Source organism: Citrobacter sp. RHB25-C09 (assembly GCF_013836145.1).
GTDB lineage: Bacteria > Pseudomonadota > Gammaproteobacteria > Enterobacterales > Enterobacteriaceae > Citrobacter_A.
Window position 1 is genome coordinate 208,689 of sequence record NZ_CP057483.1, and the last position, 26,288, is coordinate 234,976.

Genomic DNA, 26,288 nt, shown 5'->3' on the forward strand with positions numbered 1-26,288 from the left:
ATAACGCGATGAAAAGAAAAATTTCCTGGATTTGTGCAGTGGCAATGGGGATGAGTGCATTCCCCTCTTTCATGACGAATGCGACGCCTGCAACGCAACCACTGATTAATGCTGAGCCAACCGCTGCTCCGGCAGTGCCTGAACCGGCAGATGATAATCCGCCGGTGGGACAGGTCATGCCGGGTGTACAGGGCGCGGATGCGCCAATCGTCGCGCAAAATGGTCCTTCCCGGGATGTGAAGCTCACTTTCGCCCAAATTGCGCCGCCGCCGGGCAGCATGGTGCTGCGGGGCGTTAACCCCAACGGCAGTATTGAGTTTGGTATGCGCAGCGATGAAGTCGTGACCAAAGCAGTACTCAACCTTGAGTACACGCCGTCGCCGTCACTGCTGCCTACGCAGTCGCAGCTTAAGGTCTATCTCAACGATGAGTTGATGGGAGTTCTGCCTGTTACCCAGGAACAGTTGGGCAAAAAGACGCTGGCGCAAATGCCGATCAACCCGCTGTTTATCACCGATTTCAACCGCGTGCGTTTAGAATTTGTCGGTCACTATCAGCACGTCTGTGAAAACCCGGCCAACAGTACGCTGTGGCTGGATGTTGGCCGCAGCAGCGTACTGGATCTCACCTATCAAAGTCTGGAAGTGAAAAACGATCTGTCACACTTCCCGGTACCGTTCTTCGATCCGCGTGATAACCGCGCGATTGTACTGCCGATGGTCTTTGCGGAATCGCCGGATCGGACGTTGCAGCAGGCGGCGTCGATCGTCTCCTCCTGGTTTGGCTCCCGTTCAGGGTGGCGCGGACAACAGTTCCCGGTGATGTACAACAAACTGCCGGATCGCAATGCGATTGTCTTTGCGACCAATGACAAACGTCCTGACTTCCTGCGCGAGCACCCGCCGGTCAAAGCGCCGACGATTGAAATGATCTCCCACCCTGACAACCCTTATGTGAAGCTGCTGGTGGTCTTTGGTCGTGACGACAAGGATCTGCTGCAGGCGGCGAAAGGGATTGCGATGGGGAACATTCTTTTCCGCGGCAGCAGCGTGGAAGTCACCGATGTCAAACCGTTGCTGGCGCGTAAACCGTACGATGCGCCGAATTGGGTGCGTACCGATCGTCCGGTGACTCTGGGCGAACTGAAAACCTATGAGGAGCAACTCCAGTCAACGGGCATGGAGCCTGCGGCGATCAGCGTTTCGCTGAACCTGCCGCCGGATCTCTATCTGCTGCGCAGTACCGGTATTGATATGGACCTCAACTACCGCTACACCACGCCGCCGACGAAAGACAGTTCGCGTATGGATATCAGTCTGAATAACCAGTTCCTGCAAGCGTTCAGTCTGAGCAGCAATGAAAAGCAAAACCGTCTGCTGATGCGCCTGCCGGTGCTGCAGGGGCTGATCGATGGCAAAACGGATGTCACTATCCCTGCGCTGAAGTTAGGGGCAACGAACCAACTGCGTTTTAATTTCGAATACATGAACCCAATGCCGGGCGGATCGCTGGAAAACTGTATCACCTTCCAGCCGGTGCAGAACCACGTGGTGATCGGTGACGATTCCACCATCGACTTCTCGAAGTATTACCACTTCATTGCGATGCCGGATCTGCGCGCGTTCGCTAACGCTGGTTTCCCGTTCAGCCGAATGGCCGATCTGTCAGAAACCATTGCTGTGATGCAGAAGTCGCCAGGTGAAGCGCAAATGGCAACACTGCTTGATGCGACAGGGCTCATCGGTGCACAAACCGGTTTCCCGGCGATTAACCTGACCATCACCGATGACGGCAATGAGATTCAGGGCAAAGATGCTGACATTTTGATCGTTGGCTCAATTCCGGAAAAGCTGAAGGATGATAAGCGTATCGACCTGCTGGTTCAGGCTGCGCAGAGCTGGGTGAAAACCCCAATGCGCCAGACAGCTTTCCCGGGCATCATGCCGGATGAAGCCGATCGCAAACCGGATGCGCAATCATCCGTAAGCTCCACTGGCCCCATGGCAGCGGTGATCGGCTTCCAGTCACCGTTCTCTGAGCAACGTAGCGTCGTGGCGCTGCTGGCGGATAGCCCACGCGGTTATGAACTGCTGAACCAGGCGGTCAATGACAGCGGTAAACGTGCGGCGATGTTTGGTTCGGTCGCGGTGATCCGTGAATCCGGCGTTAACAGTCTGCGCGTTGGCGACATCTACTATGTAGGCCATTTGCCGTGGTTTGAACGCCTGTGGTATGCCCTTGCGAATCACCCAGTGCTGTTAGCGATCCTCGCAGCCATCAGCGTGGTGTTACTGGCATGGGTACTGTGGCGCCTGCTGCGTATTATTAGTCGCCGTCGTCTCGACCCGGACCACGAGTAATTAATCATGAACGCGTTGCGTAGTGGAATCGTTGTTGTGTTAATGCTGGTCGCGCTGAATGTGCAGGCGGCCTGTCGCTGGCCTGCATGGGATCAATTCAAAAAGGATTACATCACTCAGGAAGGCCGGGTTATTGATCCCAGCGATGCACGAAAAATTACCACTTCGGAAGGGCAAAGCTACGCCATGTTCTTTGCCCTTGCCGCGAACGATCGTGAAGCGTTTGCAACGCTACTGGACTGGACGCAGAACAATCTCGCGCAAGGGTCGTTGCAGGAACATCTGCCCGCCTGGCTGTGGGGGCAAAAAGATCCTTCCACCTGGGCGGTGCTGGATACCAACTCGGCGTCTGACGGGGACATCTGGATTGCCTGGTCGCTGCTGGAAGCGGGACGATTGTGGAAAGAGCCGCGTTATACCGACATCGGTAAAGCGGTGCTGAACAGGATTGCGAAAGAGGAAGTGGTGACGGTTCCGGGTCTGGGCTCCATGTTGCTGCCGGGCAAAGTGGGTTTTGCTGAGGAGACGAGCTGGCGCTTTAATCCCAGCTATTTGCCGCCGCAGTTGGCGCAGTATTTCACCCGCTTCGGCGCGCCGTGGACAACGCTGCGTGAAACTAATCAGCGCTTATTGTTAGAAACCGCGCCGAAAGGCTTCTCGCCTGACTGGGTGCGGTATGAAAAAAACAAAGGCTGGCAGTTGAAGCCGGAGAAAACGTTGGTCAGCAGCTACGACGCGATTCGGGTTTATCTGTGGGCTGGCATGATGAATGACAGCGATCCGCAGAAAGCGCGGTTACTGACAAAATTCAAGCCAATGGCCACCCTGACGGCGAAAAACGGCGTTCCGCCGGAGGACGTTGACGTTGCCAGTGGAAAAGCGCAGGGCGAGGGTCCGGTGGGATTTTCCGCGGCTATGCTCCCTTTCCTGCAAAACCGTGATGCGGTGGCGGTGCAGAGGCAGCGCGTAACAGACCATTTCCCAGGACGCGATGCCTACTATAACTACGTGCTAATCCTCTTCGGGCAAGGGTGGGATCAGCATCGATATCGCTTCACCGCCAAAGGTGAGTTACTACCTGACTGGGGCCAGGAATGCGCAAGTTCACACTAAATAAAATGAAAATGCTGAGCAGCCTTCTGCCGGATGATGAGGGTGCTAACGTAGGCCGGGCAAGCGAAGCGCCTCCGGCAAATACGCCGAGTTTCCATCGGACACTGCTGGGCTTAACGCTCGGTATGGCCTTACTTCCCTTCACCGCTGAAGCCGCGCCGTCGGCACAACAGCAGCTTCTGGATCAGGTTCGTCTCGGCGAATCAACGCACCGTGAAGACCTGGTACGGCAGTCGCTTTATCGTCTCGAACTGATTGATCCCAATAACCCGGATGTCGTCGCTGCGCGTCTGCGCTATTTGCTCCGTCAGGGAGATAACGACGGCGCACAGAAGCAACTCGACCGTCTTTCCCAACTGGCACCCAGCTCGACGGCCTATAAGTCATCGCGCACCACGATGCTGCTGTCGACGCCGGACGGCCGTCAGGCGTTACAGGAAGCGCGTTTACAGGCCACCACCGGCCACGCGCCGGAGGCGGTTGCCGCCTACGATAAGCTGTTTAAAGGCAGCCCGCCGGAAGGTGAACTGGAAGTGGAATACTGGACGACTGTTGCTAAAATTCCCGCCCGTCGCAACGCGGCGATTAATCAGCTGAAAGCGATTAATACGCGCAGTCCGGGCAACAATACTCTGCAAAACACTCTGGCGACCCTCCTGTTTGATAACGATCGCCGCAATGAGGGATTCGCCGTACTGGAACAAATGGCGAAATCCAGCACCGGGCGTAACGCTGCCGCCAATATCTGGTACGCGCAGATTAAAGATATGCCGGTCAGCGATGCCAGCGTGAAAGCGCTACAAAAATACCTCACCGTTTTTAGCGAGGGTGACAGCGTTGCCGCCGCGCGTAGTAAGCTGAGCGAGCAGCAGCAACAGCTCTCCGATCCGGCGTTCCGCGCCCGTGCGCAAGGTTTGGCTGCCGTTGATGCGGGCCAGGGCGGCAAAGCGGTGTCTGAACTGCAGCAGGCGGTTAAAGCGAACCAGAACGACAGCGAGGCGGTAGGCGCGCTGGGTCAGGCGTATTCACAGCGTGGCGATCGCGCCAGTGCCGTGGCGCAGTTTAAGAAAGCGCTGGCGATGGACCCGCAAAGTGCAAACAGCGACAAATGGAAAAGCCTGCTGCAGACGAACAGCTACTGGCTGGCGATTCAGCAGGGCGATGCCGCGCTGAAAGCTAATAATGTTGACCAGGCAGAACGGTTCTATCAGCAGGCCAGAAACATCGATAATACCGACAGCTACGCGGTGCTGGGGCTGGGTGACGCGGCGATGGCGCGTAAAGATTACCCTGCCGCCGAGCGCTACTACCAGCAAACGCTGCGCATGGACAGCAGCAATACCAATGCGGTGCGTGGGCTGGCCAACATCTACCGCGAACAGTCGCCGGAGAAAGCCACGGCGTTTATTGCCACGCTCTCTGCCAGCCAGCGGCGCAGTATTGATGATATTGAACGCGGTCTGGAAAACGACAAACTGGCGCAGCAGGCCGAAGCCCTCGAAAGTCAGGGAAACTGGGCGCAGGCGGCGGAACTGCATCGCCGCCGACTGGCATTGGATCCGGGCAGCGTCTGGGTCACCTACCGCTTATCGCGCGATCTCTGGCAAGCAGGACAGCGCAGCCAGGCCGATGCGCAGATGCGCACGCTGGCGCAGCAAAAGCCTGACGATCCCGAAATGGTGTATGCCTACGGGCTTTATCTTTCCGGTGCCGATCAGGATCGGGCGGCGCTGGCGCAAATCAACCGCCTGCCGCGCAGTCAGTGGAACAGCAACATTCAGGAGCTGGCGGACAGACTGCAAGGGAATCAGGTGCTGGAAACCGCGAATCGTTTGCGCGAAAGCGGCAAAGAAGCCGAAGCGGAAGCGCTATTACGTCAGCAGCCAGCCTCTACGCGCATCGACTTAACGCTGGCTGACTGGGCGCAGCAGCGGGGTGACTACGATACGGCACGCACCGCTTATGACACCGTGCTGGCGCGGGAACCCGACAATGCCGATGCGATGCTTGGGCTGACCGAAATTTATCTTGCGCAGGGCGATAAAGCGGCTGCCCGCGCACAGTTGGCAAAATTGCCCGCGAGCGAAGCGCCGTCAATCAACATGCAACGTCGGGTGGCGCTGGCGCAGATGCGACTGGGCGATACCGCCGCCGCAAACCAGACCTTCAACGCCCTGATACCGCAGGCAAAATCACAGCCACCGTCAATGGAAAGCGCAATGGTACTGCGTGATGCGGCAAACGTGCAGGCGCAAAGTGGCGATCCGCAACAGGCGCTGGAAACCTACAAAGATGCCATGGTCGCCTCCGGGATTACGTCGACGCGACCGCAGGATAACGACACGTTCACCCGACTGACGCGTAATGATGAGAAAGATGACTGGCTGAAGCGTGGTGTGCGCAGCGACGCGGCGGATTTATATCGCCAGCAGGATCTGAACGTCACGCTGGAGCATGACTATTGGGGATCGAGCGGGACCGGTGGCTACTCCGATCTGAAAGCGCATACCACCATGTTGCATGTCGACGCGCCGTACTCGGATGGCCGGATGTTCTTTCGTACCGACCTGGTCAATATGAATGCGGGCAGCTTCTCCACCAACGCGAGCGGCAGATATGACGAAAACTGGGGAACCTGTACGCTGGAGGATTGTAGCGGTAGCCGCAGCCAGTCGGACACCGGTGCCAGCGTCGCCGTTGGCTGGGCAAATGACACCTGGAGCTGGGATATCGGCACCACGCCGATGGGCTTCAACGTCGTTGATGTGGTGGGGGGCATTAGCTACAGCAGCGACATCGGACCATTGGGCTACACGCTGAATGCGCACCGGCGACCGATTTCCAGTTCTCTGCTGGCGTTTGGCGGTCAAAAAGATGCCACCAGTCATAACGGCGACAGTAATGAGGTCAACACCGGCACAAAATGGGGCGGCGTACGCGCGGACGGCGGTGGAGTCAGTCTTAGCTATGATAAAGGGGAGGCCAACGGCGTTTGGGCTTCGCTCAGCGGCGACCAGTTGACCGGTAAAAATGTGGCCGATAACTGGCGCGTGCGCTGGATGACCGGTTATTACTACAAAATCATCAATGAGAATAACCGTCGTGTCACCGTGGGTCTGAACAATATGATCTGGCACTACGATAAGGACCTGAGTGGCTACACCCTGGGCCAGGGCGGCTACTACAGCCCGCAGGAATATTTGTCCTTCGCGGTGCCGGTGCTCTGGCGTCAGCGCACTGAGAACTGGTCCTGGGAATTGGGCGGATCGGTGTCGTGGTCCCATTCGCGTACCAAAACGATGCCGCGCTATCCGCTGATGAATCTCATCCCGGCAGATTATCATCAGGCGGCTCGCGAGCAGACCAATGATGGCGGCAGCAGCCAGGGCTTTGGTTATACCGCGCGGGCGCTCATTGAGCGGCGCGTAACCTCCAACTGGTTTATCGGTACGGCGGTTGATATTCAGGAAGCGAAGGATTACACGCCGAGCCATTTCCTGCTTTACGTTCGTTATTCCGCAGCGGGATGGCAGGGAGATATGGATTTACCACCGCAGCCGTTGGTGCCTTACGCGGACTGGTGATGATACTGTGCCGGGTGAAGCAGTGCCGGATGGCGCTACGCTTATCCGGCCTACCAAAAGCGGTGCCGGATGAGGCGTTGTAGATTGGATAAGGCGTTGTAGGCCGGATAAGGCGTCCGCCGCCATCCGGCATTCAGCCATCCGGTACTTCGCTATTCGCTATCCGCGCTCAGCGCTTCAGAATAGTCCTTTTCAGATACGGCCTCTCTTAATGCCGCTGCGATCGGGTATACTCGGGCGGCAGTCTGGGATTTCCGGGGGGAGACAATATTGCGCGTTAGTCGCTCGTTAACAATTAAGCAGATGGCAATGGTTGCGGCTATTGTCATGGTGTTTGTTTTTATCTTTTGCACCGTTTTGCTGTTTCATCTGGTACAGCAGAACCGCTATAACACGGCTACGCAACTGGAAAGCATCGCGCGCTCCGTACGCGAACCCTTATCTGCCGCCATTCTGAAAGCAGATATTCCCGAAGCAGAATCCATTCTCGCCAGCATCAAACCTGCTGGCGTGGTCAGACGCGCGGATGTCGTCTTGCCAAACCAGTTCCAGGCGCTACGAATGAGCTTCATCCCCGAGCGCCCCGTGCCGGTGATGGTGACCCGGCTCTTTGAACTGCCGGTGCAAATCTCCCTGCCGGTCTATTCGCTCGAACGTCCTGCCAATCCCCAGCCGCTGGCCTATCTGGTGCTTCAGGCGGATTCGTTCCGCATGTACAAGTTTGTGATGAGTACGCTGTCTACGTTAGTGACCATTTACTTACTATTGTCGTTAATGCTGACGGTGGGGATTAGCTGGGGTGTAAACCGCCTGATTCTGCACCCGTTGCGTAAAATCGCCCGCGAATTAAACGATATTTCGCCACAGGATTTGATGGGGCATCAGCTCGCGCTGCCGCGCCTGCACCAGGATGATGAGATCGGCATGCTGGTACGTAGTTACAACCTCAATCAGCAGTTGGTAAAGCGCCACAGCGAGGAGCAAACGGACAGCGGCATGCGTTATCCGGTTTCCGAGTTACCGAACAAAGCGTTTCTGATGGAACTGCTGGAACAGGTAGTGGCGCGACAGCAAACCACCGCGCTCATGGTGATCACCTGTGAAACCCTGCGCGACACCGCTGGCGTGCTTAAAGAGGCGCAGCGGGAAATTTTGCTGCTTACGCTGGTCGATAAGCTGAAATCGGTGCTGTCGCCAAGAATGGTGCTCGCCCAGATCACTGGATATGACTTTGTGGTGATCGCGAACGGTGTGAAAGAGCCGTGGCACGCGATTACGTTAGGTCAGCAAGTACTCACTATTATTAATGAGCGATTGCCGGTTCAGGGGATACAGCTTCGCCCGAGCTGTAGCATCGGAGTGGCGATGTTCTATGGCGACCTCACCGCAGACCAGCTCTACAGTCGGGCGGTTTCTGCGGCGCTTTCGGCCCGTCACAAGGGCAAAAATCAGATTCAATTTTTCGACCCGGAACAGATGGAAGCCGCCCAGAAACGGCTGACCGAAGAGAGCGATATCCTGACGGCAATGGATAACCATCAGTTTGCCCTCTGGTTGCAGCCTCAGGTGGAGATCGGCAGCGGCAAGGTTGTTAGCGCGGAAGCGTTGCTGCGCAAGCAGCAGGCGGATGGCAGTTGGGAACTGCCGGAAGGGCTGATCGACCGAATCGAATCCTGTGGATTAATGGTCACCGTGGGACACTGGGTACTTGAAGAGTCGTGCCGTCTGCTCGCTGCATGGCAGTCACAGGGAATCATGCTGCCGCTATCGGTAAATCTGTCGGCATTGCAGCTGATGCACCCGGATATGGTGGCAGACATGCTGGAGTTATTAAACCGTTACCGCATCCAGCCGGGGACCCTGATTCTGGAAGTCACCGAAAGTCGGCATATCGACGACCCGAACGCCGCCGTAGCCATTCTACGCCCGCTACGGAATGCGGGGGTGCGAATTGCGCTGGATGATTTCGGTATGGGCTATGCGGGACTGCGTCAGCTCCAGCATATGAAATCTTTGCCGATCGATATCCTGAAAATCGACAAAATGTTCGTTGAAGGGCTACCAGAGGATAACAGCATGATCTCAGCCATTATCCTGCTGGCGCGTAGCCTGAATTTGCAGATGGTTGCCGAAGGCGTGGAGACGCAAGCGCAGCGTGAATGGCTGGCGCAGGCGGGTGTCGAAATCGCACAGGGCTTCCTTTTTGGCCGCGCTGTTCCCTCAGAAATGTTTGAAAAAGACCATTTAGGTCACAGCTAAACTGATAACAAAACTTTAAAAAGGTCCGGCTTGTGCGAGCCAGTTCAAACTTTTTAACATTTTTGTTTCAATAATGATCCAGTCGCATTTCTGTCATGTTGTCCGGGTGTTATTTTAAGGCCGCAGGTTAACCATAACCTTACAAGACCTGTGGTTTTTACTTCAAGGACACCCTATGAAAACCTCTCTGTTCAAAAGCCTTTACTTTCAGGTCCTGACAGCAATCGCCATTGGTATCCTCCTTGGCCATTTCTACCCTGAATTAGGCACACAAATGAAACCGCTTGGCGACGCGTTCGTTAAGCTGATTAAGATGATCATCGCGCCTGTCATCTTCTGTACTGTCGTAACCGGCATTGCAGGCATGGAAAGCATGAAGGCCGTGGGTCGTACAGGGGCGGTCGCGCTGCTGTACTTCGAGATCGTCAGTACCATCGCGCTGATCATTGGTCTGATCATCGTCAACGTTGTGCAGCCAGGCGCCGGGATGAACGTCGATCCGTCCACGCTGGATGCGCAGGCCGTGGCGGTTTACGCCGCGCAGGCGAAAGATCAGGGCATTATTCCCTTCCTGATGGATATCATACCGGGCAGCGTCATCGGCGCTTTCGCCAGCGGTAACATCCTCCAGGTTCTGCTGTTCGCGGTACTGTTTGGCTTTGCACTGCATCGTCTGGGCAGCAAAGGGCAGTTGATTTTCAACGTGATTGAAAGCTTCTCGCAGGTCATTTTTGGCATCATCAATATGATCATGCGTCTGGCGCCCATTGGCGCGTTCGGGGCGATGGCCTTTACGATCGGCAAATACGGCGTTGGTACGCTGGTCCAGTTGGGACAGTTGATTATCTGCTTCTACATCACCTGTATTCTGTTTGTGGTGGTGGTGCTGGGGTCGATTGCCCGCGCAACGGGCTTCAGCATCTTCAAATTTATCCGCTACATCCGTGAAGAATTGCTGATTGTTCTGGGGACTTCCTCCTCTGAGTCTGCGCTGCCGCGTATGCTCGATAAGATGGAAAAGCTGGGCTGCCGTAAATCAGTGGTTGGGCTGGTTATCCCCACCGGGTATTCCTTCAACCTTGATGGAACGTCGATATACCTGACGATGGCGGCGGTGTTTATCGCCCAGGCGACCAACAGCCATATGGATATTTTCCATCAGATAACGCTGCTGGTTGTGCTGTTGCTCTCCTCGAAAGGGGCGGCAGGGGTCACCGGAAGCGGCTTTATCGTCCTGGCCGCGACAATATCTGCGGTAGGACACCTGCCGGTTGCCGGTCTGGCGTTGATCCTCGGTATCGACCGCTTTATGTCTGAAGCGCGTGCGCTGACAAACCTGGTCGGTAACGGTGTTGCGACCGTCGTGGTGGCGAAGTGGGTGAAAGAGTTGGATCACAAAAAGCTGGACGACGTGCTGAATAATCGTGCTCCGGACGGCAAAACGCACGAAATTTCCTCATAATTTCAACACATATGACCGCAGTCCCTTGTGGGGCTGCGGGCTCCTGCGCATAATTACCCCCTGTACCCGAATCCTTCAATGTGAAGACTTGGGTTTATTTCACTTCTTCCGTGACATTTTCTGATTCTTGCGGTCTAACACGAAGTGTTTTTAACGTCATATTAGATAGCCCTTTTGCGGCTGTCTTTTTATTACCAGGAATGTTGATCAGGGGTTCACATGCAGGGCACAAAAATTCGACTTGTCGCGGGCGGTTTGCTGATGCTGGCCACAGTTGGCTATGTTCAGGCAGACGCGCTCCAGCCTGACCCGGCATGGCAACAGGGGACGCTGGCTAATGGCTTACGGTGGCAAGTGTTAGCCACCCCACAGCGCCCAAGTGACCGTATCGAGGTCCGTTTGCTGGTTGATACCGGTTCGCTCACCGAAAGTACCCAGCAGAGCGGTTTCAGTCATGCCATTCCCCGTATTGCATTAACCCAGAGCGGCGGCCTTGACGCCACCCAGGCGCGTTCACTCTGGCAGCAGGGCTTCGACCCTAAACATCCGATGCCGCCGGTGACCGTCACTTACGACTCCACGCAGTACAATCTCAGCTTACCTAATAACCGTAACGACCTGCTGAAAGAGTCGCTGAACTTTCTGGCGAACGCCATGGGCAACCTGACGATTACCCCGGAAACCGTGAACCATGCGCTCAGTAGTGAGGACATGGTGACGACGCTGCCCGTGGATACCAAAGAAGGCTGGTGGCGTTACCGTCTGAAGGGATCGGCGCTGCTGGGGCACGATCCTGCCGAGCCGATTAAAATGCCGGTTGATGCGGCAAAAATTCACGAGTTCTACCAGAAATGGTACACCCCAGACGCCATGACGCTGATTATTGTCGGCAACGTTGATGCGCGGTCCGTAGCTGAGCAAATCAACAAAACGTTTGGTGAGTTGAAGGGGAAACGCGAAACGCCGGCACCGGTCCCGACGCTTTCACCACTGCGTGCTGAAGCGGTGAGTATCATGACCGACGCGGTGCGTCAGGATCGCCTTTCCCTGATGTGGGATGCACCCTGGCAGCCGATCCGCGAGTCCTCAGCGCTGTTGCGCTACTGGCGCGCAGATTTAGCCCGTGAAGCGCTGTTCTGGCATGTTCAGCAAACGCTGAGTAAGAACAACACCAAAGATATTGGCCTCGGCTTCGACTGCCGCGTTCTGTTCCTGCGCGCCCAGTGCGCAATCAACATTGAATCGCCGAACGACAAGATCAACGCCAATCTGAGCACCGTGGCGCGTGAACTGGCCAATGTGCGTGATAACGGCTTGTCGGAAGAGGAATTCAATGCGCTGGTGGCGCAAAAGAAACTGGAACTGCAAAAACTGTTTGCAACCTATGCGCGTACCAGCACCGACATTTTGATCGGCCAACGCCTGCGTTCCCTGCAAAACCAGGTGGTGGATATTGCACCGGAGCAGTACCAGCGTCTGCGTCAGGACTTCCTGAATGGGCTGACCGTGGAGATGATGAACCAGAGCCTGCGTCAGCAGTTATCACAGGATATGGCGCTGATTCTGCTACAGCCAAAAGGCGAGCCGGAATTCAACATGAAGGAGCTGCAGGAGACGTGGGATAAAATCATGTCCCCGGTCGTTGCCGCGGCAGCGTCAGGAGAGACGGATGAGTCGCACCCAGAAGTCACCGATATTCCGGCTGCGCAGTAACGTCTTTAAATGCCTGATTTGTAGGCCGGATAAGGCTTAGCCGCCATCCGGCACATTGCCCGGTGGCGCAGACGCTTACCGGGCCTACAGTTGAGCATTGTTTGTAGGCCAGATAAGGCGCAGCCGCCATCCGGCACATTGCCCGGTGGCGCAGACGCTTACCGGGCCTACAGTTGAGCATTGTTAGTAGGCCGGATAAGGCGTAGCCGCCATCCGGCACATTGCCCGGTGGCGCTGACGCTTACCGGGCCTACAGTTGAGCATTGTCTGTATGCCGGATAAGGCGCAGCCGCCATCCGGCACATTGCCCGGTGGCGCAGACGCTTACCGGGCCTACAGTTGAGCATTGTCTGTATGCCGGATAAGGCGCAGCCGCCATCCGGCACATTGCCCGGTGGCGCAGACGCTTACCGGGCCTACAGTTGAGCATTGTCTGTATGCCGGATAAGGCTTAGCCGCCATCCGGCACATTGCCCGGTGGCGCCGACGCTTACCGGGCCTACAGTTGAGCATTGTCTGTAGGCCGGATAAGGCGTAGCCGCCATCCGGCAATGGGCAAATGAATAAAAGGGCGTTTTACTGTGGCATGGCATCGCGTGGGATAATCGCCCCGCGATGCTGAATCACCGTGCTGGCGGTCAGATGGCCGCGTTTCGCCGCCGCAACCGCGTCGCTACCGGTCAGGCGCAGCGCCAGATACCCGGCGCTGAACGAGTCGCCTGCGGCGGTGGTATCAATCACTTTTTCTTTAGGCAGCTTCACCGCCGGTACGTCGAGCAGCGGCTCACTGTGAATGGACACCAGGCAAGAGTCCGCCCCGCGTTTGACCACGACTTCCTGTACGCCGACAGCGTGCGTACGTGCAATCACCTCTTCAACCGGCTTCGCGCCCCACAGCGCGTCTTCATCGTCGAGCGTCAGGAAGGCGATATCGGTACATTCCAGCATCTGCTGATAAACCTGCTGCGTCTCTTCTTTACTGGCCCACAGGCGCGGACGGTAGTTATTGTCGAAAATGACTTTGCCGCCGTTAGCGCGACACTCCCGCAGCAGTGACAGCAGCTTGTCACGACTGGCAGGGCTGAGGATCGCCAGGCTAATGCCGCTTAGATAAAGATAATCAAACGTTGCCAGCTCTTCGCAGATCGCTGGCGATTGCTCACTCTCCAGCCAGAATTTTGCCGCCGCCTCATTACGCCAGTAATAGAAGGTGCGTTCGCCGGTGCTGTCGGTTTCGATGTAGTACAGACCCGGCAGACGGTTCTCCATCCGCTGTGTCAGAGAGGTGTCGACGTTTTCACTCTGCCATGACGCCAGCATCTGTTCACTAAAGCTGTCCGTACCCAGTGCGGTGACGTAGTGAACGGAAAGTGCCGCCGCATCGACCTGGCGGGCGATGTAAACGGAAGTATTCAACGTGTCGCCACCGAAGCCACGCTGAACGTCAGCGCCTTTCTGGGACAGCTCGATCATGCATTCGCCAATCACGGCAATCTTTTTGGACATAGTCGTGAACCTGCTCTGGATAAAGTTGCGCTAGTGTGCGCGCGAGGGTGTTTAATGGTCAATCATATTAAAACAACGTTCCATTATTTTTTTTGAGCCAGTCCGTATTCTGAACAGATTTTTGCCGCCCGTGACTCTTTTGCCTTTCCCTGAACGTAAAGTTCTCCGTTTGCGCGCCGATAACCTTTGACGAGTCCGGGCCGCTTCACTCTTATTCACGGGACATCTGAGATGATAAACCAGGTTATCCAGCAGCTAAGAAATTCCGAGGCGAGCGTAGAAAGCTTGCAGGATCGGCGTTATTGGTTGCAGTGTGAGCGTGCTTACACATATCAACCTATTTACCAGACCAACGGTCGCCTGTTGGCCGTGGAACTGTTGACGGTGGTCACGCATCCGGACGATCCTGGTAAACGCATCGCACCTGACCGCTATTTTGCGGAAGTGACGGTTCGCCATCGCATCGACGTGGTGAAAGAGCAACTGCAGTTACTGGAACAAAAAGCCGCGTTTTTCCAACACCATGATCTGCTGGCGTCAGTGAATGTCGACGGCCCAACACTCATTGCCATGCGTCAGCAGCCAGAGTTGCTGAAAATGATTGAACGGATGTCCTGGCTGCGCTTTGAGCTGGTGGAGCACATCCAACTGCCAAAAGATGCCACCTTTGCCGGGATGTGTGAGTTTGGTCCCCTCTGGCTGGATGACTTCGGTACCGGGATGGCAAACTTTTCGGCGTTAAGCGAAGTTCGCTATGACTATATTAAAGTGGCCCGCGAACTGTTCATCATGCTTCGTCAGACGCCGGAAGGGCGTACTCTTTTCACGATGCTGCTGCAGTTGATGAATCGCTATTGCCGCGGGGTCATTGTTGAAGGAATCGAAACGCTTGAGGAGTGGCGCGACGTGCAAAACTCGCCAGCCTTTGCAGCGCAAGGCTATTTCCTCTCTCGTCCGGTCCCATTTAATCTTCTCGACGAGGTCATTCTGACGCTTTAAACCCGGCGAATTCCTTACATTTCCGCTGACTGGACTATCTTTAGGACAGGCAAAACAGAAGTGAGGAACGCCGAGCATGAGCAAAACCGGTAAGATTGTTACTGCTATAACAGGGACTTTCTTGTTGTTGATCGTCGTGGTTATCATCCTGATTGCGACATTTGACTGGAATCGTCTCAAACCGACCATCAACCAGAAAGTCTCTACCGAACTCAACCGACCGTTCGCCATTCGCGGCGATTTGGGCGTGGTCTGGGAACGCCAAAAGCAGGAAACGGGCTGGCGAAGCTGGGTGCCGTGGCCTCATGTCCATGCGGAAGATATTCTTCTTGGTAACCCGCCCGATATCCCCGAAGTCACCATGATCCACCTTCCTCGCGTGGAAGCGACGCTTGCGCCACTCGCGTTATTCACAAAAACCGTCTGGCTGCCGTGGATCAAGCTGGTGAAGCCGGATGCGCGACTGATTCGGCTCTCAGAAAAGAACAATAACTGGACCTTTGATCTCGCCAAAGAGGAGAACAACGATCCTAATGCGCAGCCCTCCGGCTGGTCTTTCCGGCTGGACAACATTCTGTTCGATCAGGGGCGAGTGACTGTCGATGACAAAGTCAGTAAAGCCGATATTGAGATCCTGGTCGATCCGCTGGGTAAACCGCTGCCGTTCAGCGAAGTGACGGGATCAAAAGCGAAAGAGGAAAAAGAGAAAGTTGCGGATTACGTTTTTGGCCTGAAGGCGAAAGGGCGTTACAACGGCGAGCCGCTTAGCGGGACGGGGAAAATCGGCGGTATGCTGGCGCTACGTAGTGAAGGGGCACCGTTCCCGGTACAGGCTGATTTTCGATCCGGCAATACCCGGGTGGCGTTCGTCGGCGTGGTCAACGATCCGATGAAAATGGGCGGCGTCGATGTGCAACTGAAGTTTTCCGGCGATTCGCTGGGCGAACTGTATGACCTGACGGGCGTACTGTTACCGGATACGCCGCCGTTTGAAACGGACGGTCGGCTGGTGGCGAAGATTGATAGCGAAACGTCCTCGGTCTTTGATTATCGCGGATTTAACGGGCGGATTGGCGACAGTGATGTTCACGGCTCGTTGACTTATACCACCGGTAAGCCGCGACCGAAACTGGAGGGCGACGTGGAATCACGCCAGCTCAGGCTGGCTGATTTAGGCCCACTGATCGGCGTGGACTCCGGCAAAGGTGCGGAACAGTCGAAGCGTGCGGAGCAGAAAAAAGGCGAAAAGGGGACGCAACCGTCGGACAAAGTGCTGCCTAACGATCGCTTCGAAACGGACAAATGGGATGTGATGGATGCCGACGTGCGCTTTAAAGGGCGGCGCATTGAGCACGGCAGCAGCCTGCCGATTAGCGATCTCTCCACGCATATCATTCTGAAAAATGCCGATCTGCATCTGAAGCCGCTGAAGTTCGGCCTGGCGGGGGGCAGCATCAGCTCAAACATTCATCTGGAAGGGGATAAATCGCCAATGCAGGGGCGCGCCGATGTTCAGGCGCGGCGGCTGAAGCTCAAAGAACTGATGCCGGACGTTGAACTGATGCAGAAAACGCTCGGTGAAATGAATGGCGACGTTGAGCTTCGTGGTAGCGGCAATTCGGTGGCGGCGCTGCTGGGTAATAGCAACGGCAACCTGAAACTGCTGATGAATGATGGGTTAATTAGTCGCAACCTGATGGAGATTGTCGGACTGAACGTGGGTAACTATATCGTCGGGCAGATCTTTGGCGATGATGAAGTACTGGTGAACTGCGCGGCGGCAAATCTCGATGTGGTCAACGGCGTGGCGCGTCCGCAAATTTTCGCCTTCGACACCGAAAATGCCTTGATCAATATTACCGGAACGGCAAGCTTTGCTTCTGAACAGCTGGATTTAACCATCGATCCAGAGAGCAAAGGCATTCGCATTATTACCCTGCGCTCACCGTTGTATGTGCGCGGGTCGTTTAAAAACCCGCAGGCCGGAGTGAAGCCGGGTCCGCTCATTGCCCGTGGTGCAGTGGCGGCAGCGCTGGCGACGTTAGTGACTCCTGCCGCCGCGCTGTTGGCGCTGATTTCACCGTCTGAGGGCGATGCCAATCAGTGCCGGGCGATATTGTCGCAGATGAAGAAGTAGCGTGCAGACCGGATAAGGCGCGTGAGCGTCTTATCCGACAGAGGCATTACAGCGACTTGTGACGCGTCTCATGGGTTAACAGCAGCGCAATCAGCGTTAACCCCGCCATCGTCGCCAGATAGATCCCCACCGCTGCCAGTCCATAGTTGGACTGCAGCCAGGCGGCGATATAGGGCGCAACGGAGGCCCCCAGAATCGAAGAGACGTTATAGGAGAACGATGCGCCGGTATAACGCACTTCCGTCGGGAAGAGTTCCGGCAGCAGTGCGCCCATCGGGCCAAAGGTCAGCCCCATCAGGCTCAGCCCCAGCAGCAGGAAGGCAAATACCAGCGCCGGATTTCCTGACCCCAGCAGCGGTTTAAAGGCGAACAGGGCAAACAGGATAATCATCGTGGTGATGATCACCATGCTTTTGCGACGGCCAAATGCGTCGGCCAGCAGTCCTGCGACGGGGACCATCACGCCAAAGCCAATTACCGCCATCATCAGCATCCACAGCACCTCGTTACGCGGCAGGCCAAGGCCAATCGGCGCGGCGGCGGTGCTGAAGGTCATCGAATAGACGGTCATGATGTAAAACAGCGTGTAGGTTGCCAGCATGATGAAGGTGCCGAGGATCGTCACGCGAACATGCTTCGTCAGCAGCGTACCCAGTGGGATTTTGACCTGTTTTTTTGCGGCGGCGACTTTAGCAAACACCGGCGTTTCGTGCAGCGATACGCGTACATACAGGCCAATAATCACCAGTACCGCAGAAAAGATAAACGGTACGCGCCAGCCCCAGCTCATAAACTGTTCGTCGGTGAGCAGCCAGGAGAGCAGCAGAAAGGTACCGTTGGCAAAGAAGAAGCCAATCGGTGCGCCCAACTGCGGGAATGAGCCATACAGTGCGCGCTTGCGTGGCGGGGCGTTCTCGGTAGCCAGCAGCGCTGCGCCGCCCCATTCCCCTCCCAGCCCCAGACCCTGACCAAAACGGGCCAGCGCCAGCAGCAGCGGGGCGAAGATACCAATGGTGGCGTAGCCTGGCAGCAGGCCGATCAGCACCGTCGAGATCCCCATCGTCAGTAAAGAAGCCACCAGCGTGACCTTGCGTCCCACTCTGTCACCGAAATGGCCGAACACCGCGGAGCCAATCGGACGGGCGACAAAGGCAATGGCGAAGGTTGCGAGCGACTGTAGCGTGGCCGCCGCCGGATCGCCCTGCGGGAAAAAGATGTGCGGGAAAACGATAACAGCGGCGGTCGCGTAGATGTAAAAGTCGAAGAATTCAATGGCGGTGCCAATGAGTGAGGCAACGACGACTTTGTTACGTGAGTTAACCGGAACGTGTTCCTGTTCATGGTCGAGTGTGGTGGCGGTTGCTTGCATATTATTTTCTTATTTTGTCGAACGAAGGGCCATATTACGCACAGCAAAAGCGACATTTCAATCTGTAACAAGGCAACGAAACGGCGAAAAAGTAGCCAAAAAGGGGATAATGTTTATGCCAGACATTTCACGTCTATGAAATGCTTCACACAATTTCAAAGTTGGTGGAAAAAACTGGTTTTTGGTTAAATAAAAGTTAATGACTGGATTTATCTGCTGAATCAATAAGAGTGGATGGCATTATAATTGCCGGATGGCGACACATGCGTCGCCATCCGGCATCAAACAACGCTTCAACGATGTGTTTTACCCGGCATCCGTGGGTCGTCTTTATACTCAGCGGTGGCGATCCAGGCGGCACAAAACAGGGTCAGGCGGGCAAAAAAGTAGAAGAAAGCCATCAGCCCCAACACTGAGCCAAACGCCGCGCCGGAAGGCGATTTCACCAGCGCCGGCAGAGTCCAGGTCATGATGATCTTAATCACTTCAAAACCAATAGCCGCAATAAACGTGCCGCGAATCAATGCCTTCTTACGTGGACGATGACGCGGTAAGCGCCAGAAAATCCAGAAGAACAGCAGGTAGTTGGCGAAAATCGAGATGGCCAGGCCAATCAGTCGCCATGCGGGTTTCAGCCATGTGATATTGTCGAGGTGCAGCGCGGAGATGATTATCTGCTGTGCCGAACCGGCCACCGAGGTGATTGACAGCGTGACAATCAGCGCAATCAACAGACCAATCAGCGAGACAAAATCGCGCAGATATTTAATCCAGATTTTCTCCTGATCCTGCGGTGTGCGCTCCCAAACGTCCCGCGACTGCGCGCGAATCGCCTCGCGCAGGTTCCCCATCCAGTTGATCCCGGAGTAGAGCGCCACCGCCAGACCCACCAGTCCGACGGTAGTACGCTGTTGTACTGCGGTATTAATGGTGTTTTTCAGAGTAGCGGCAAGGGTCGGATCGCTGACGTTGGTCAGGATTTTATTAAAGATATCCTGCAACAGCGTCGGATGGGAGGCGAGGATAAAACCGGCGGCGGCAAACGACACCATCAGAATGGGGATCATCGACAGAAACGAGAAGTAGGTTATGGCGGCACCGAACTGATTGCCTAAACGGTCGTTAAAGCGCTCAGTGGCGCGGATCAGATGCGCAATCATCGGGATGCGCTGGATTTTTTTAACCGTGGTCGTCACCGCTTTCAGTTTCTGCATGGAGGGTTTTACGTCGTTATCCTGCGTCATCAGATCAATCGTCCTTCTTTTGTTCATTCATGGTCAGTATAGCGTGTCAGTCCACGTAGTCTTTCATCACCCCGCTCAGCCACTCCATCAACAGATGAACCCGGCGCGATAAATTACGTCGATGTGGGTAAAGCAGAGAAACCGGCATCGGCGAGGCGCGGTATTGCGGCAGGATCTCCACCAGGGTTCCGCTGCGTAAGGCTTCCCGAACGCCAACGCGAGGAACCTGGATGATGCCAAGTCCTGCCAGACAGGCGGCGTGGTAGTTTTCGGTCGTGTTGACCGTCAACGAGCCCCCGGTTTTGATCCACTGGGTACCGGTGGGGGTGGCGAATTCAAAACCTGACGGCCGCGTTCCCAGGTTCAACGCATAATGCACCACGGCATGTGAGGCGAGATCGTCAAGCCTCTCCGGGTAACCAAAGCGCTCCAGATACTGCGGGCTGGCGCAGTTAATAACCGTAAGCTTACCCAGCGGACGCGCGATCAGGCCGGAATCTCTTAGCGTGCCGATACGCACCACACAGTCAAAGCCTTCGCGAATCAAATCCACCATCCGGTCGCTGCTGCTCAGTTCCAGTTCAATCCCCGGATACTGCTGCATAAACGCGGGCAATCGGGGAATCACCAGTTTTCTTGCCACGATAACCGGCATATCAACCCGCAGTTTACCGCTGATGCTGGAGGGATCATTCTGAAACAGGCCATCCAGCTCATCCAGGTTGCTCAACACCTCTTTCGCCCGCTCGTAATAGACCATCCCGTCTTGTGTGAGCTGTACCCGCCGCGTTGTCCGGTGAAGCAGTTGCGTGCCCAGCGCGTTTTCCAGCGCCTGAATCTGGCGCGATACGCTACCTTTAGGGAGTCCGAGGGTGTCGGCGGCACGAGTAAAACTCTCCAGCTCCGCGACGCGAATGAATAACTGCATTGCGTGTATTTTATCCATCCTTACACCCTATTATTGTTCTGAATGAAACAGTGATATGCAATTGGCGCTATTTATTGTTTTTTTAGCACCTAATAAGCTCGTACTCAATCATCACAACACCTGAAATGAGGTTTCTTATGACGCAACGTATCGCATTAGTCACAGGCGGGAGCCGTGGACTGGGTAAAAATGCCGCGCTTAAGCTGGCAGACAAAGGAACTGATATTTTGTTTACATACCATAGTCAGCAACAGGCGGCACAGGACGTGGTGGCTGAGATTGAGAAGAAAGGCAGGAAAGCCGCCGCAATTCAATTGAATGTCGGCGAAAGTGCGAGCTTTTCGGCCTTTGCGCAAGAGGTGAAAGCGCAGCTAAAACACCACTGGAACCGTGAGACGTTTGATTATTTAGTGAACAATGCAGGCATTGGTCTTTACGCTCCTTATGCAGATACCTCGGAAGAGATGTTTGACGAGCTTATGCGTATTCATTTCAAAGGCCCGTTTTTCCTGACGCAGCACCTGCTGCCGCTGATCAAAAATGGCGGACGCATCCTCAACGTTTCAACCGGACTGGCGCGCTTCGCACTGCCCGGCTATGCCGCCTATGCGTCGATGAAAGGGGCGATGGAAGTGCTGACGCGCTATCAGGCGAAAGAGTTGGGAGAGCGGGGCATTTCGGTAAATGCCATCGCCCCCGGCGCGATAGAAACGGATTTTGGCGGTGGACGCCTGCGGGATAACAAAGAGCTGAATGCCTATGTCGCGTCGCAAACTGCGCTGGGGCGTGCGGGCTTACCGGATGATATCGGCGATGCGATAGCTGCGCTGCTCAGCGATGAATTGGGATGGATGACGGCGCAGCGTATTGAGGTGTCCGGCGGGATGTTTTTGTAATTCGCGTTTGCCTGGGGGTATTCGCGAAATTAACCAAAAATGCGTATTTTAATTCTGTTACATTATTCCACGCATGTGAATGTTCCCGTTCACATGCGTTTTCGTTACTCTCACAAAATAATATTTATTTTGCCCTTCCTTTATCAGGAAATCCTTAATTCAGTGATCGTCTTTTAGACGAAGATGTAATTATTACGTTTCAGCTGTAAAGAATCGTCTTTTGTTCTTCTCTCCCTGTGGGTTATCGGTAGAATGGCCACCGCCAAATGGCGAGTTTTTATTTTATCTATCGGGGAATACCCTTTCGCTCCTTAATGTCATCCCGAAAAGAGTGGAGAGAGTTATGAACATCATCATGTTTGACAGGCAGTCAATCTTTATTCATGGAATGAAAATCAGTTTAGAACAGCGAATTCCAGGAGTAATTATTCAGGACGTCAGTCAGGCTGATGAACTCTGGAAAAAGCTGGAAGCGTGTCCGGATGCCGTACTGATGCTGGACGGCGATTATGACGGCGAATTCTGTCGCTGGTTGCTGCAAAAAACAACGCAGCAGTTTCCACGAGTGAGAACGTTAATTGTCGTCTCGGACTGTAGCAAAAAATGGTTGCAGGAGATGGTGCAATATCATGTTCTGGCGGTGGTTCCGCGTGATGCCGATGCCGAGAAATTTGTGCTGGCGTTAAACAGCGTGGCCATGGGAATGTTATTTTTGCCCGGTGCTTTATTAACCCCCCCTCCGGTGGAGTATCGGGATATAAATGCGCTCAGTGCCCGGCAGCGGGAAATACTCACGATGCTGGCGGCAGGGGAATCTAATAAAGAAATTAGCCGCGCGTTAAATATCAGTACCGGTACGGTGAAGGCGCATCTGGAATCACTTTATCGACGTCTGGATGTCAAAAACCGCACCCAGGCGGCGATGCTCCTGTTCCAGCCTTAACGCATCACCGTTATTTCACGGCTGACGCTTTCGGCCGTGAAATAGTGATTAAGTGGAATTTTTCTTTTTAAGCTAAATTTCCAGTTTCATTTTCCCCTTCGTTCTGTCGCATGTTGCCCTTATTTTCACTTTTCTACGCTGATTATTCCTCAGGACAAAAAATTTCTCGCTGTTCAGGTCGAGGTCACTGTAATTTATCCTGAACTTGATATATATATGAAAACTTATAATTAAAACAATGAACTAAAACAAAATTTCTCATACTCCACCCAGAGTCTCTTTAAGGTGAAGAAAGATAATGACGATTAGCGTTTTACAGACGACCCGTTCCACTTTCGAGCACTGCCTGGGGATTATCCGGCAAGCCTCGGTGGAAATACTGATGCAATTGGGAATTTACGTTGCGGATGGCAAAGATCCGCGTTGGTTTCTGGAACAGTTAGAGCAGGCACGACTGAATTTAGGCGGTTGGGGAACGGTGGCGAAACGCCTGCAACTGAACGACGCGCAATTGAGCCAGTTCACCTTGCAGCTTCGTCAGCTCCAACAGCGCGTCCCGCAGTATGATAGCGGACAGGATGTAACAGAAAATCAGTTAATGGCCGCTCTGCGGGTCGTCACGTTCCTTGAGCAATTACGCGCGCAACAGCCGCAGCTAAAGTACCAGACCGATATCGAGGAGACCGATCACAGTCAGCAAATGCGTGCAGAGCGTCAGCTTCGCACCATTGAACTGACGCTGAACGGCCTGATCACACAGATGTGGCCTGATAAACAGCAGTTGAACACTTTTCTGAAAGAGAATTTTGGTGCTGATGCGCTTAGACGCTGGATCAAACAAAGCGGTAGCCAGAATCCACTCGACGGGATGCTTTTCAGTGAACTGGCGCTGATGATTGTTGATAAAAAGACCTTCAACCGTCACTACTCCGGCATATTTAACGACGCATCAGGGCTGACGCTGTTTGTCGAACCACGCTTAACGCTACAGGCGTTTCTTGATGATTGCCGGCAGGCTCGCAACCGCGTGCTGTCTGGAGAGCCCTTATCAGCAGCGCAACTCACCCTACTTTCCTGTCAGTATCAGCATATTGCCCGCCCTGTACAGCGGGCGTTTGAACAGGGGCGCGCTCGCGTCAATCCAGCCACGCTGATGATCGTCGAGGAAGGCGAGCTGGAGCAATACTGGGAAAATGTGCGCAAAAAAGCCCGCCAGGCCGGAGATGACGAAAAGGCGATTGGTGAGAATATTGAGCCGATGCGTAAGCGGACGCAGCGTACCGCGGAGGAGCGCGAGCAGATTGTCACCGGGGTGCTCTGGGGCCTGGTAGGCATTATGGTGATTGCTATTGTCGGTGGCGGTGGATGGCTCATCAGTTCACAGCCGCCCTCACACGCGCCGAACGTCGAGATTTTACAGGCCGAACCGAAACGTGAAATCCGCTCCGCGCGGGAGACGATTACTGAAATGGGCGTGACCTGGGATGTGCCCACAATGCGCTCGGCAATCGATCGCAACGATGCGCGGGTGACGGCGTTATTTCTACAAGGTGGAATGCACTGGCAGGTTTCATGGACCGAGACTGCTTTTGCTCGCGGTAATTCGGAAGTGCTGCAACTGCTGTTGCGTTACCCTTCGTTAATGGATGAAGACAAGCCGTGTCGACGGTTTATCGGTACCCTTGGTCATGCAATGGCCAACGGTGCGAAACTCACCACTGAATATAAATCGTATCTGAAATATTTCTGCACATCGCCAGCAGTTGTGGCGGACCAACGATATGACGCCGAACAGGCAAGGCTGCGCGCTGCGGCTGAACCTAACGAGAGCAACAAAAAATGGCTGGCAATCCATACCGACATTTACGACGTTATTCGGTAACGTAGATATGGATTGTCGGGTGGTGGCTTACGCCTTACCCGGCCTACAAGGCGATGTTCCTCTGTAGACCTGATAAGCGTAGCGCCCTCAGGCAATCCTTTAGGGTTCCCCATATAAACCAATCAATCGCCGCACCACGCCGTTAGTCCAGCCGAAGCCGTCCTGTAACGGATATTCCCCACCGCCCCCTTCGCGCGGCGTACCGCCAGCGATATTGTATTTCTCGATCAGTTTGTGGTGCTGCTGATAAAAATGGTTCACCGTCTGCAACCAGCTATGGGCAATCTCATCGCCGAGCGCGTCATCGCCGTACATCTTAAACCCTTGAATCGCCATCCACTGGAGCGGCGCCCAGCCGTTTGGTTTATCCCACTGTTCGCTGGTTTCGTATTCGGTTGCCAGAATGCCACCAGGGGTCAGCAGCCGGGCGCGAACGGCGTCGCCCAGGCGGTCCGCCTGCTCATGGCTTGCCATCCCGACATACAGCGGCACAATGCTGGCAGCGGAAAACAGCGCCAGCTGCTCGCGGCGCCAGTCGTAGTCGCGATAGCAGCCGTTCTCTTCATCCCACAAATAGCGATTCACGGCGGCTCGGCGATCGCTGGCCTTCTGGCGAAATTCGGCTTCCACGTCGCGCTCGCCTTTCAGCCCAGAAATATTAGCGATCGCGCTTTCCAGCTTAAACAGGAAGGCGTTGAGATCGACAGGGATAAACTGAGTGGTGCGAATGCTCGCCAGTCGGGTGGCATCGCGCAGCCAGCGGGAGGAGTAATCCCAACCCGAAGCCGCACCGGCGCGCAGGTCGCGGTACACCTCATTGGGCGGTCGACCCGAGTGCTTGGCGGTCTCCACATCTTCCAGCCACGATTCATCTCGCGGCGTGTCACGGTCATCCCAGTAGCGGTTAAGCAACGAACCGTCCGGCATTCTGACCACATGGCGATAGGCCTGGTTGAGCACCAGCGACTCTGCGCCATCCATCCAGAAGGCGTATTCCATCTTCAAATGGTCCAGATAGCGGCGTGCGCCGCGTACGCCGTCTTCCTCAAACAGCTCGACCATCAGGGCAAATACCGGCGGCTGCGAGCGGCTCAGATAATAGGTCCGGTTGCCGTTCGGGATATGGCCGTAGTTTTCAATCATCCACGCGAAGTTATCCGCCATACACTTCAGGAGGTCCTCGCGACCGCTTTCCGCCAGCCCCAGCATGGTGAAATAGGAATCCCAGTAGTAGGTTTCGCTGAATCGTCCACCGGGCACGATATAGGACTGCGGTAGCGCAAGCAGCGATGACCACGGAATATGATCCTGAGGCTCGCGCGTCAGCACTGGCCAGAGCTGGTCGATATGCTCTTTCAGCGAGTTTTTGGGGTCAGAGACATACTCGCTGGAATAGTCTTCCGGCAACCAGAAGTGATTTTCGACAAACCGGCGCAGGTCGAAATCCCGGTGACGTCTGACTTTACGATAGCGGATCAGAATATCGAGCGGGTCCATTTTGGGGGCGCAGTCAGGGAAGGTTTTGCTGTCGGCAAAAATGCGCTCGGACTGCACGCGCTCGAACAGTTCAAGATAGCGATCGGCAGGCGTCAGGGCGTCTGAGGCGGGAAGCCCCTCAATCATCTCAGGTTCCGGCTCTGCCTCGATCATCTCATCCAGCTTCAACTCGCACGGATCCGTTTCGTAGATCAGATCGGCTTCGATCGTGAATTCCTCTGACGGGAGCTGTTGTAGTATCTGGTTGACCATAATGAGAAGGACCTCCGGATTGCGGCATAAAGGATACGGGCGTTGCCCGGCTCTTATTTAAGGGTAGTCATTCGCTTCGGTGTGTGGGGAAGAAGCGCGTTTTTCGGAACATTCGATTGCAACGAATTATGAATCTTAACAACC

Annotated in this window: 16 protein-coding genes; 11 read left to right on the forward strand and 5 right to left on the reverse strand. The window is 55.0% G+C overall.

Annotated features, from left to right (window positions below):
- Positions 1-8: 8 nt before the first annotated feature.
- From bcsB to HVY19_RS00955, 6 genes are all read left to right on the forward strand, one after another.
- A complete protein-coding gene (bcsB, locus tag HVY19_RS00930; RefSeq protein WP_181682571.1) occupies positions 9-2,360 on the forward strand; it encodes a cellulose biosynthesis cyclic di-GMP-binding regulatory protein BcsB in 2,352 nt (783 codons plus the stop codon).
- Positions 2,361-2,366: 6 nt separating this feature from the next.
- Positions 2,367-3,473, forward strand: a complete 1,107-nt coding sequence (gene bcsZ, locus HVY19_RS00935) for a cellulose synthase complex periplasmic endoglucanase BcsZ (RefSeq protein ID WP_181682572.1) — start codon at positions 2,367-2,369, stop codon at positions 3,471-3,473.
- Complete coding sequence (gene bcsC / locus HVY19_RS00940; RefSeq protein ID WP_181682573.1) at positions 3,455-7,057, forward strand: cellulose synthase complex outer membrane protein BcsC; 3,603 nt, start codon at positions 3,455-3,457, stop codon at positions 7,055-7,057. The genes bcsZ and bcsC overlap by 19 nt, the downstream gene beginning before the upstream one ends.
- A 270-nt stretch (positions 7,058-7,327) precedes the next feature.
- Positions 7,328-9,316: a biofilm formation regulator HmsP gene (hmsP, locus tag HVY19_RS00945; protein ID WP_181682574.1), complete on the forward strand. Its 1,989-nt coding sequence runs from the start codon at positions 7,328-7,330 to the stop codon at positions 9,314-9,316.
- 175 nt (positions 9,317-9,491) lie between these two features.
- Entirely contained in the window at positions 9,492-10,778 is a 1,287-nt protein-coding gene (dctA, locus tag HVY19_RS00950) for a C4-dicarboxylate transporter DctC (RefSeq protein ID WP_181682575.1), read from the forward strand.
- Positions 10,779-10,997: 219 nt separating this feature from the next.
- Positions 10,998-12,491, forward strand: a complete 1,494-nt coding sequence (locus tag HVY19_RS00955) for a pitrilysin family protein (RefSeq protein WP_181682576.1) — start codon at positions 10,998-11,000, stop codon at positions 12,489-12,491.
- Positions 12,492-13,067: 576 nt separating this feature from the next.
- Here HVY19_RS00955 and HVY19_RS00960 read toward each other — a convergent pair.
- Positions 13,068-13,997, reverse strand: a complete 930-nt coding sequence (locus HVY19_RS00960) for a sugar kinase (RefSeq protein WP_181682577.1) — start codon at positions 13,995-13,997, stop codon at positions 13,068-13,070.
- A 231-nt stretch (positions 13,998-14,228) separates the two neighbouring features.
- Between HVY19_RS00960 and pdeH the strand changes: the two genes are divergently transcribed.
- On the forward strand, positions 14,229-14,996 hold the full coding sequence (gene pdeH, locus HVY19_RS00965) for a cyclic-guanylate-specific phosphodiesterase (RefSeq protein ID WP_181682578.1): 768 nt from the start codon (positions 14,229-14,231) through the stop codon (positions 14,994-14,996).
- Positions 14,997-15,072: 76 nt separating this feature from the next.
- Positions 15,073-17,133, forward strand: coding sequence for an AsmA family protein (locus tag HVY19_RS00970; RefSeq protein WP_181682579.1), 2,061 nt, complete (start codon positions 15,073-15,075; stop codon positions 17,131-17,133).
- Between the two features lie 46 nt (positions 17,134-17,179).
- Here the strand turns inward: HVY19_RS00970 and HVY19_RS00975 are convergent, their stop codons facing one another.
- From HVY19_RS00975 to HVY19_RS00985, 3 genes are all read right to left on the reverse strand, one after another.
- Complete coding sequence (locus tag HVY19_RS00975; RefSeq protein ID WP_181682580.1) at positions 17,180-18,502, reverse strand: MFS transporter; 1,323 nt, start codon at positions 18,500-18,502, stop codon at positions 17,180-17,182.
- Between the two features lie 293 nt (positions 18,503-18,795).
- A complete protein-coding gene (gene yhjD / locus HVY19_RS00980) occupies positions 18,796-19,746 on the reverse strand; it encodes an inner membrane protein YhjD (protein WP_181682581.1) in 951 nt (316 codons plus the stop codon).
- Positions 19,747-19,792: 46 nt separating this feature from the next.
- Positions 19,793-20,692 carry a LysR family transcriptional regulator gene (locus tag HVY19_RS00985; RefSeq protein ID WP_181682582.1) on the reverse strand — a complete coding sequence of 300 codons (900 nt, stop codon included), beginning with the start codon at positions 20,690-20,692 and terminating at the stop codon, positions 19,793-19,795.
- A gap of 119 nt (positions 20,693-20,811) precedes the next feature.
- On the opposite strand from HVY19_RS00985, the gene HVY19_RS00990 reads away from it, so the two are divergent.
- The 3 genes from HVY19_RS00990 (at position 20,812) to HVY19_RS01000 (ending at position 24,395) form a co-directional block, all read left to right on the forward strand.
- Entirely contained in the window at positions 20,812-21,570 is a 759-nt protein-coding gene (locus tag HVY19_RS00990) for an SDR family oxidoreductase (protein WP_181682583.1), read from the forward strand.
- Positions 21,571-21,913: 343 nt separating this feature from the next.
- On the forward strand, positions 21,914-22,513 hold the full coding sequence (locus HVY19_RS00995) for a response regulator transcription factor (RefSeq protein ID WP_181682584.1): 600 nt from the start codon (positions 21,914-21,916) through the stop codon (positions 22,511-22,513).
- A gap of 298 nt (positions 22,514-22,811) precedes the next feature.
- Positions 22,812-24,395 (forward strand): STY4199 family HEPN domain-containing protein, encoded by a 1,584-nt coding sequence (locus HVY19_RS01000; protein WP_181682585.1) that lies wholly within the window; start codon positions 22,812-22,814, stop codon positions 24,393-24,395.
- A 99-nt stretch (positions 24,396-24,494) separates the two neighbouring features.
- On the opposite strand, the gene HVY19_RS01005 is transcribed toward HVY19_RS01000, so the two are convergent.
- On the reverse strand, positions 24,495-26,144 hold the full coding sequence (locus HVY19_RS01005) for an alpha,alpha-trehalase (protein WP_181682586.1): 1,650 nt from the start codon (positions 26,142-26,144) through the stop codon (positions 24,495-24,497).
- Positions 26,145-26,288 lie beyond the last annotated feature (144 nt).

Bases quoted from the DNA above. Each gene is read 5' to 3' on its own strand.
- bcsB (WP_181682571.1), top strand. From the start codon at position 9: ATGAAAAGAAAAATTTCCTGGATTTGTGCAGTGGCAATGGGGATGAGT.
- HVY19_RS00985 (WP_181682582.1), bottom strand. From the start codon at position 20,692: ATGGATAAAATACACGCAATGCAGTTATTCATTCGCGTCGCGGAGCTG.
- HVY19_RS00955 (WP_181682576.1), top strand. From the start codon at position 10,998: ATGCAGGGCACAAAAATTCGACTTGTCGCGGGCGGTTTGCTGATGCTG.
- HVY19_RS00975 (WP_181682580.1), bottom strand. From the start codon at position 18,502: ATGCAAGCAACCGCCACCACACTCGACCATGAACAGGAACACGTTCCG.
- HVY19_RS01000 (WP_181682585.1), top strand. From the start codon at position 22,812: ATGACGATTAGCGTTTTACAGACGACCCGTTCCACTTTCGAGCACTGC.
- HVY19_RS00960 (WP_181682577.1), bottom strand. From the start codon at position 13,997: ATGTCCAAAAAGATTGCCGTGATTGGCGAATGCATGATCGAGCTGTCC.
- pdeH (WP_181682578.1), top strand. From the start codon at position 14,229: ATGATAAACCAGGTTATCCAGCAGCTAAGAAATTCCGAGGCGAGCGTA.
- yhjD (WP_181682581.1), bottom strand. From the start codon at position 19,746: ATGACGCAGGATAACGACGTAAAACCCTCCATGCAGAAACTGAAAGCG.
- bcsZ (WP_181682572.1), top strand. From the start codon at position 2,367: ATGAACGCGTTGCGTAGTGGAATCGTTGTTGTGTTAATGCTGGTCGCG.
- dctA (WP_181682575.1), top strand. From the start codon at position 9,492: ATGAAAACCTCTCTGTTCAAAAGCCTTTACTTTCAGGTCCTGACAGCA.
- HVY19_RS00970 (WP_181682579.1), top strand. From the start codon at position 15,073: ATGAGCAAAACCGGTAAGATTGTTACTGCTATAACAGGGACTTTCTTG.
- HVY19_RS00990 (WP_181682583.1), top strand. From the start codon at position 20,812: ATGACGCAACGTATCGCATTAGTCACAGGCGGGAGCCGTGGACTGGGT.
- bcsC (WP_181682573.1), top strand. From the start codon at position 3,455: ATGCGCAAGTTCACACTAAATAAAATGAAAATGCTGAGCAGCCTTCTG.
- HVY19_RS00995 (WP_181682584.1), top strand. From the start codon at position 21,914: ATGAACATCATCATGTTTGACAGGCAGTCAATCTTTATTCATGGAATG.
- HVY19_RS01005 (WP_181682586.1), bottom strand. From the start codon at position 26,144: ATGGTCAACCAGATACTACAACAGCTCCCGTCAGAGGAATTCACGATC.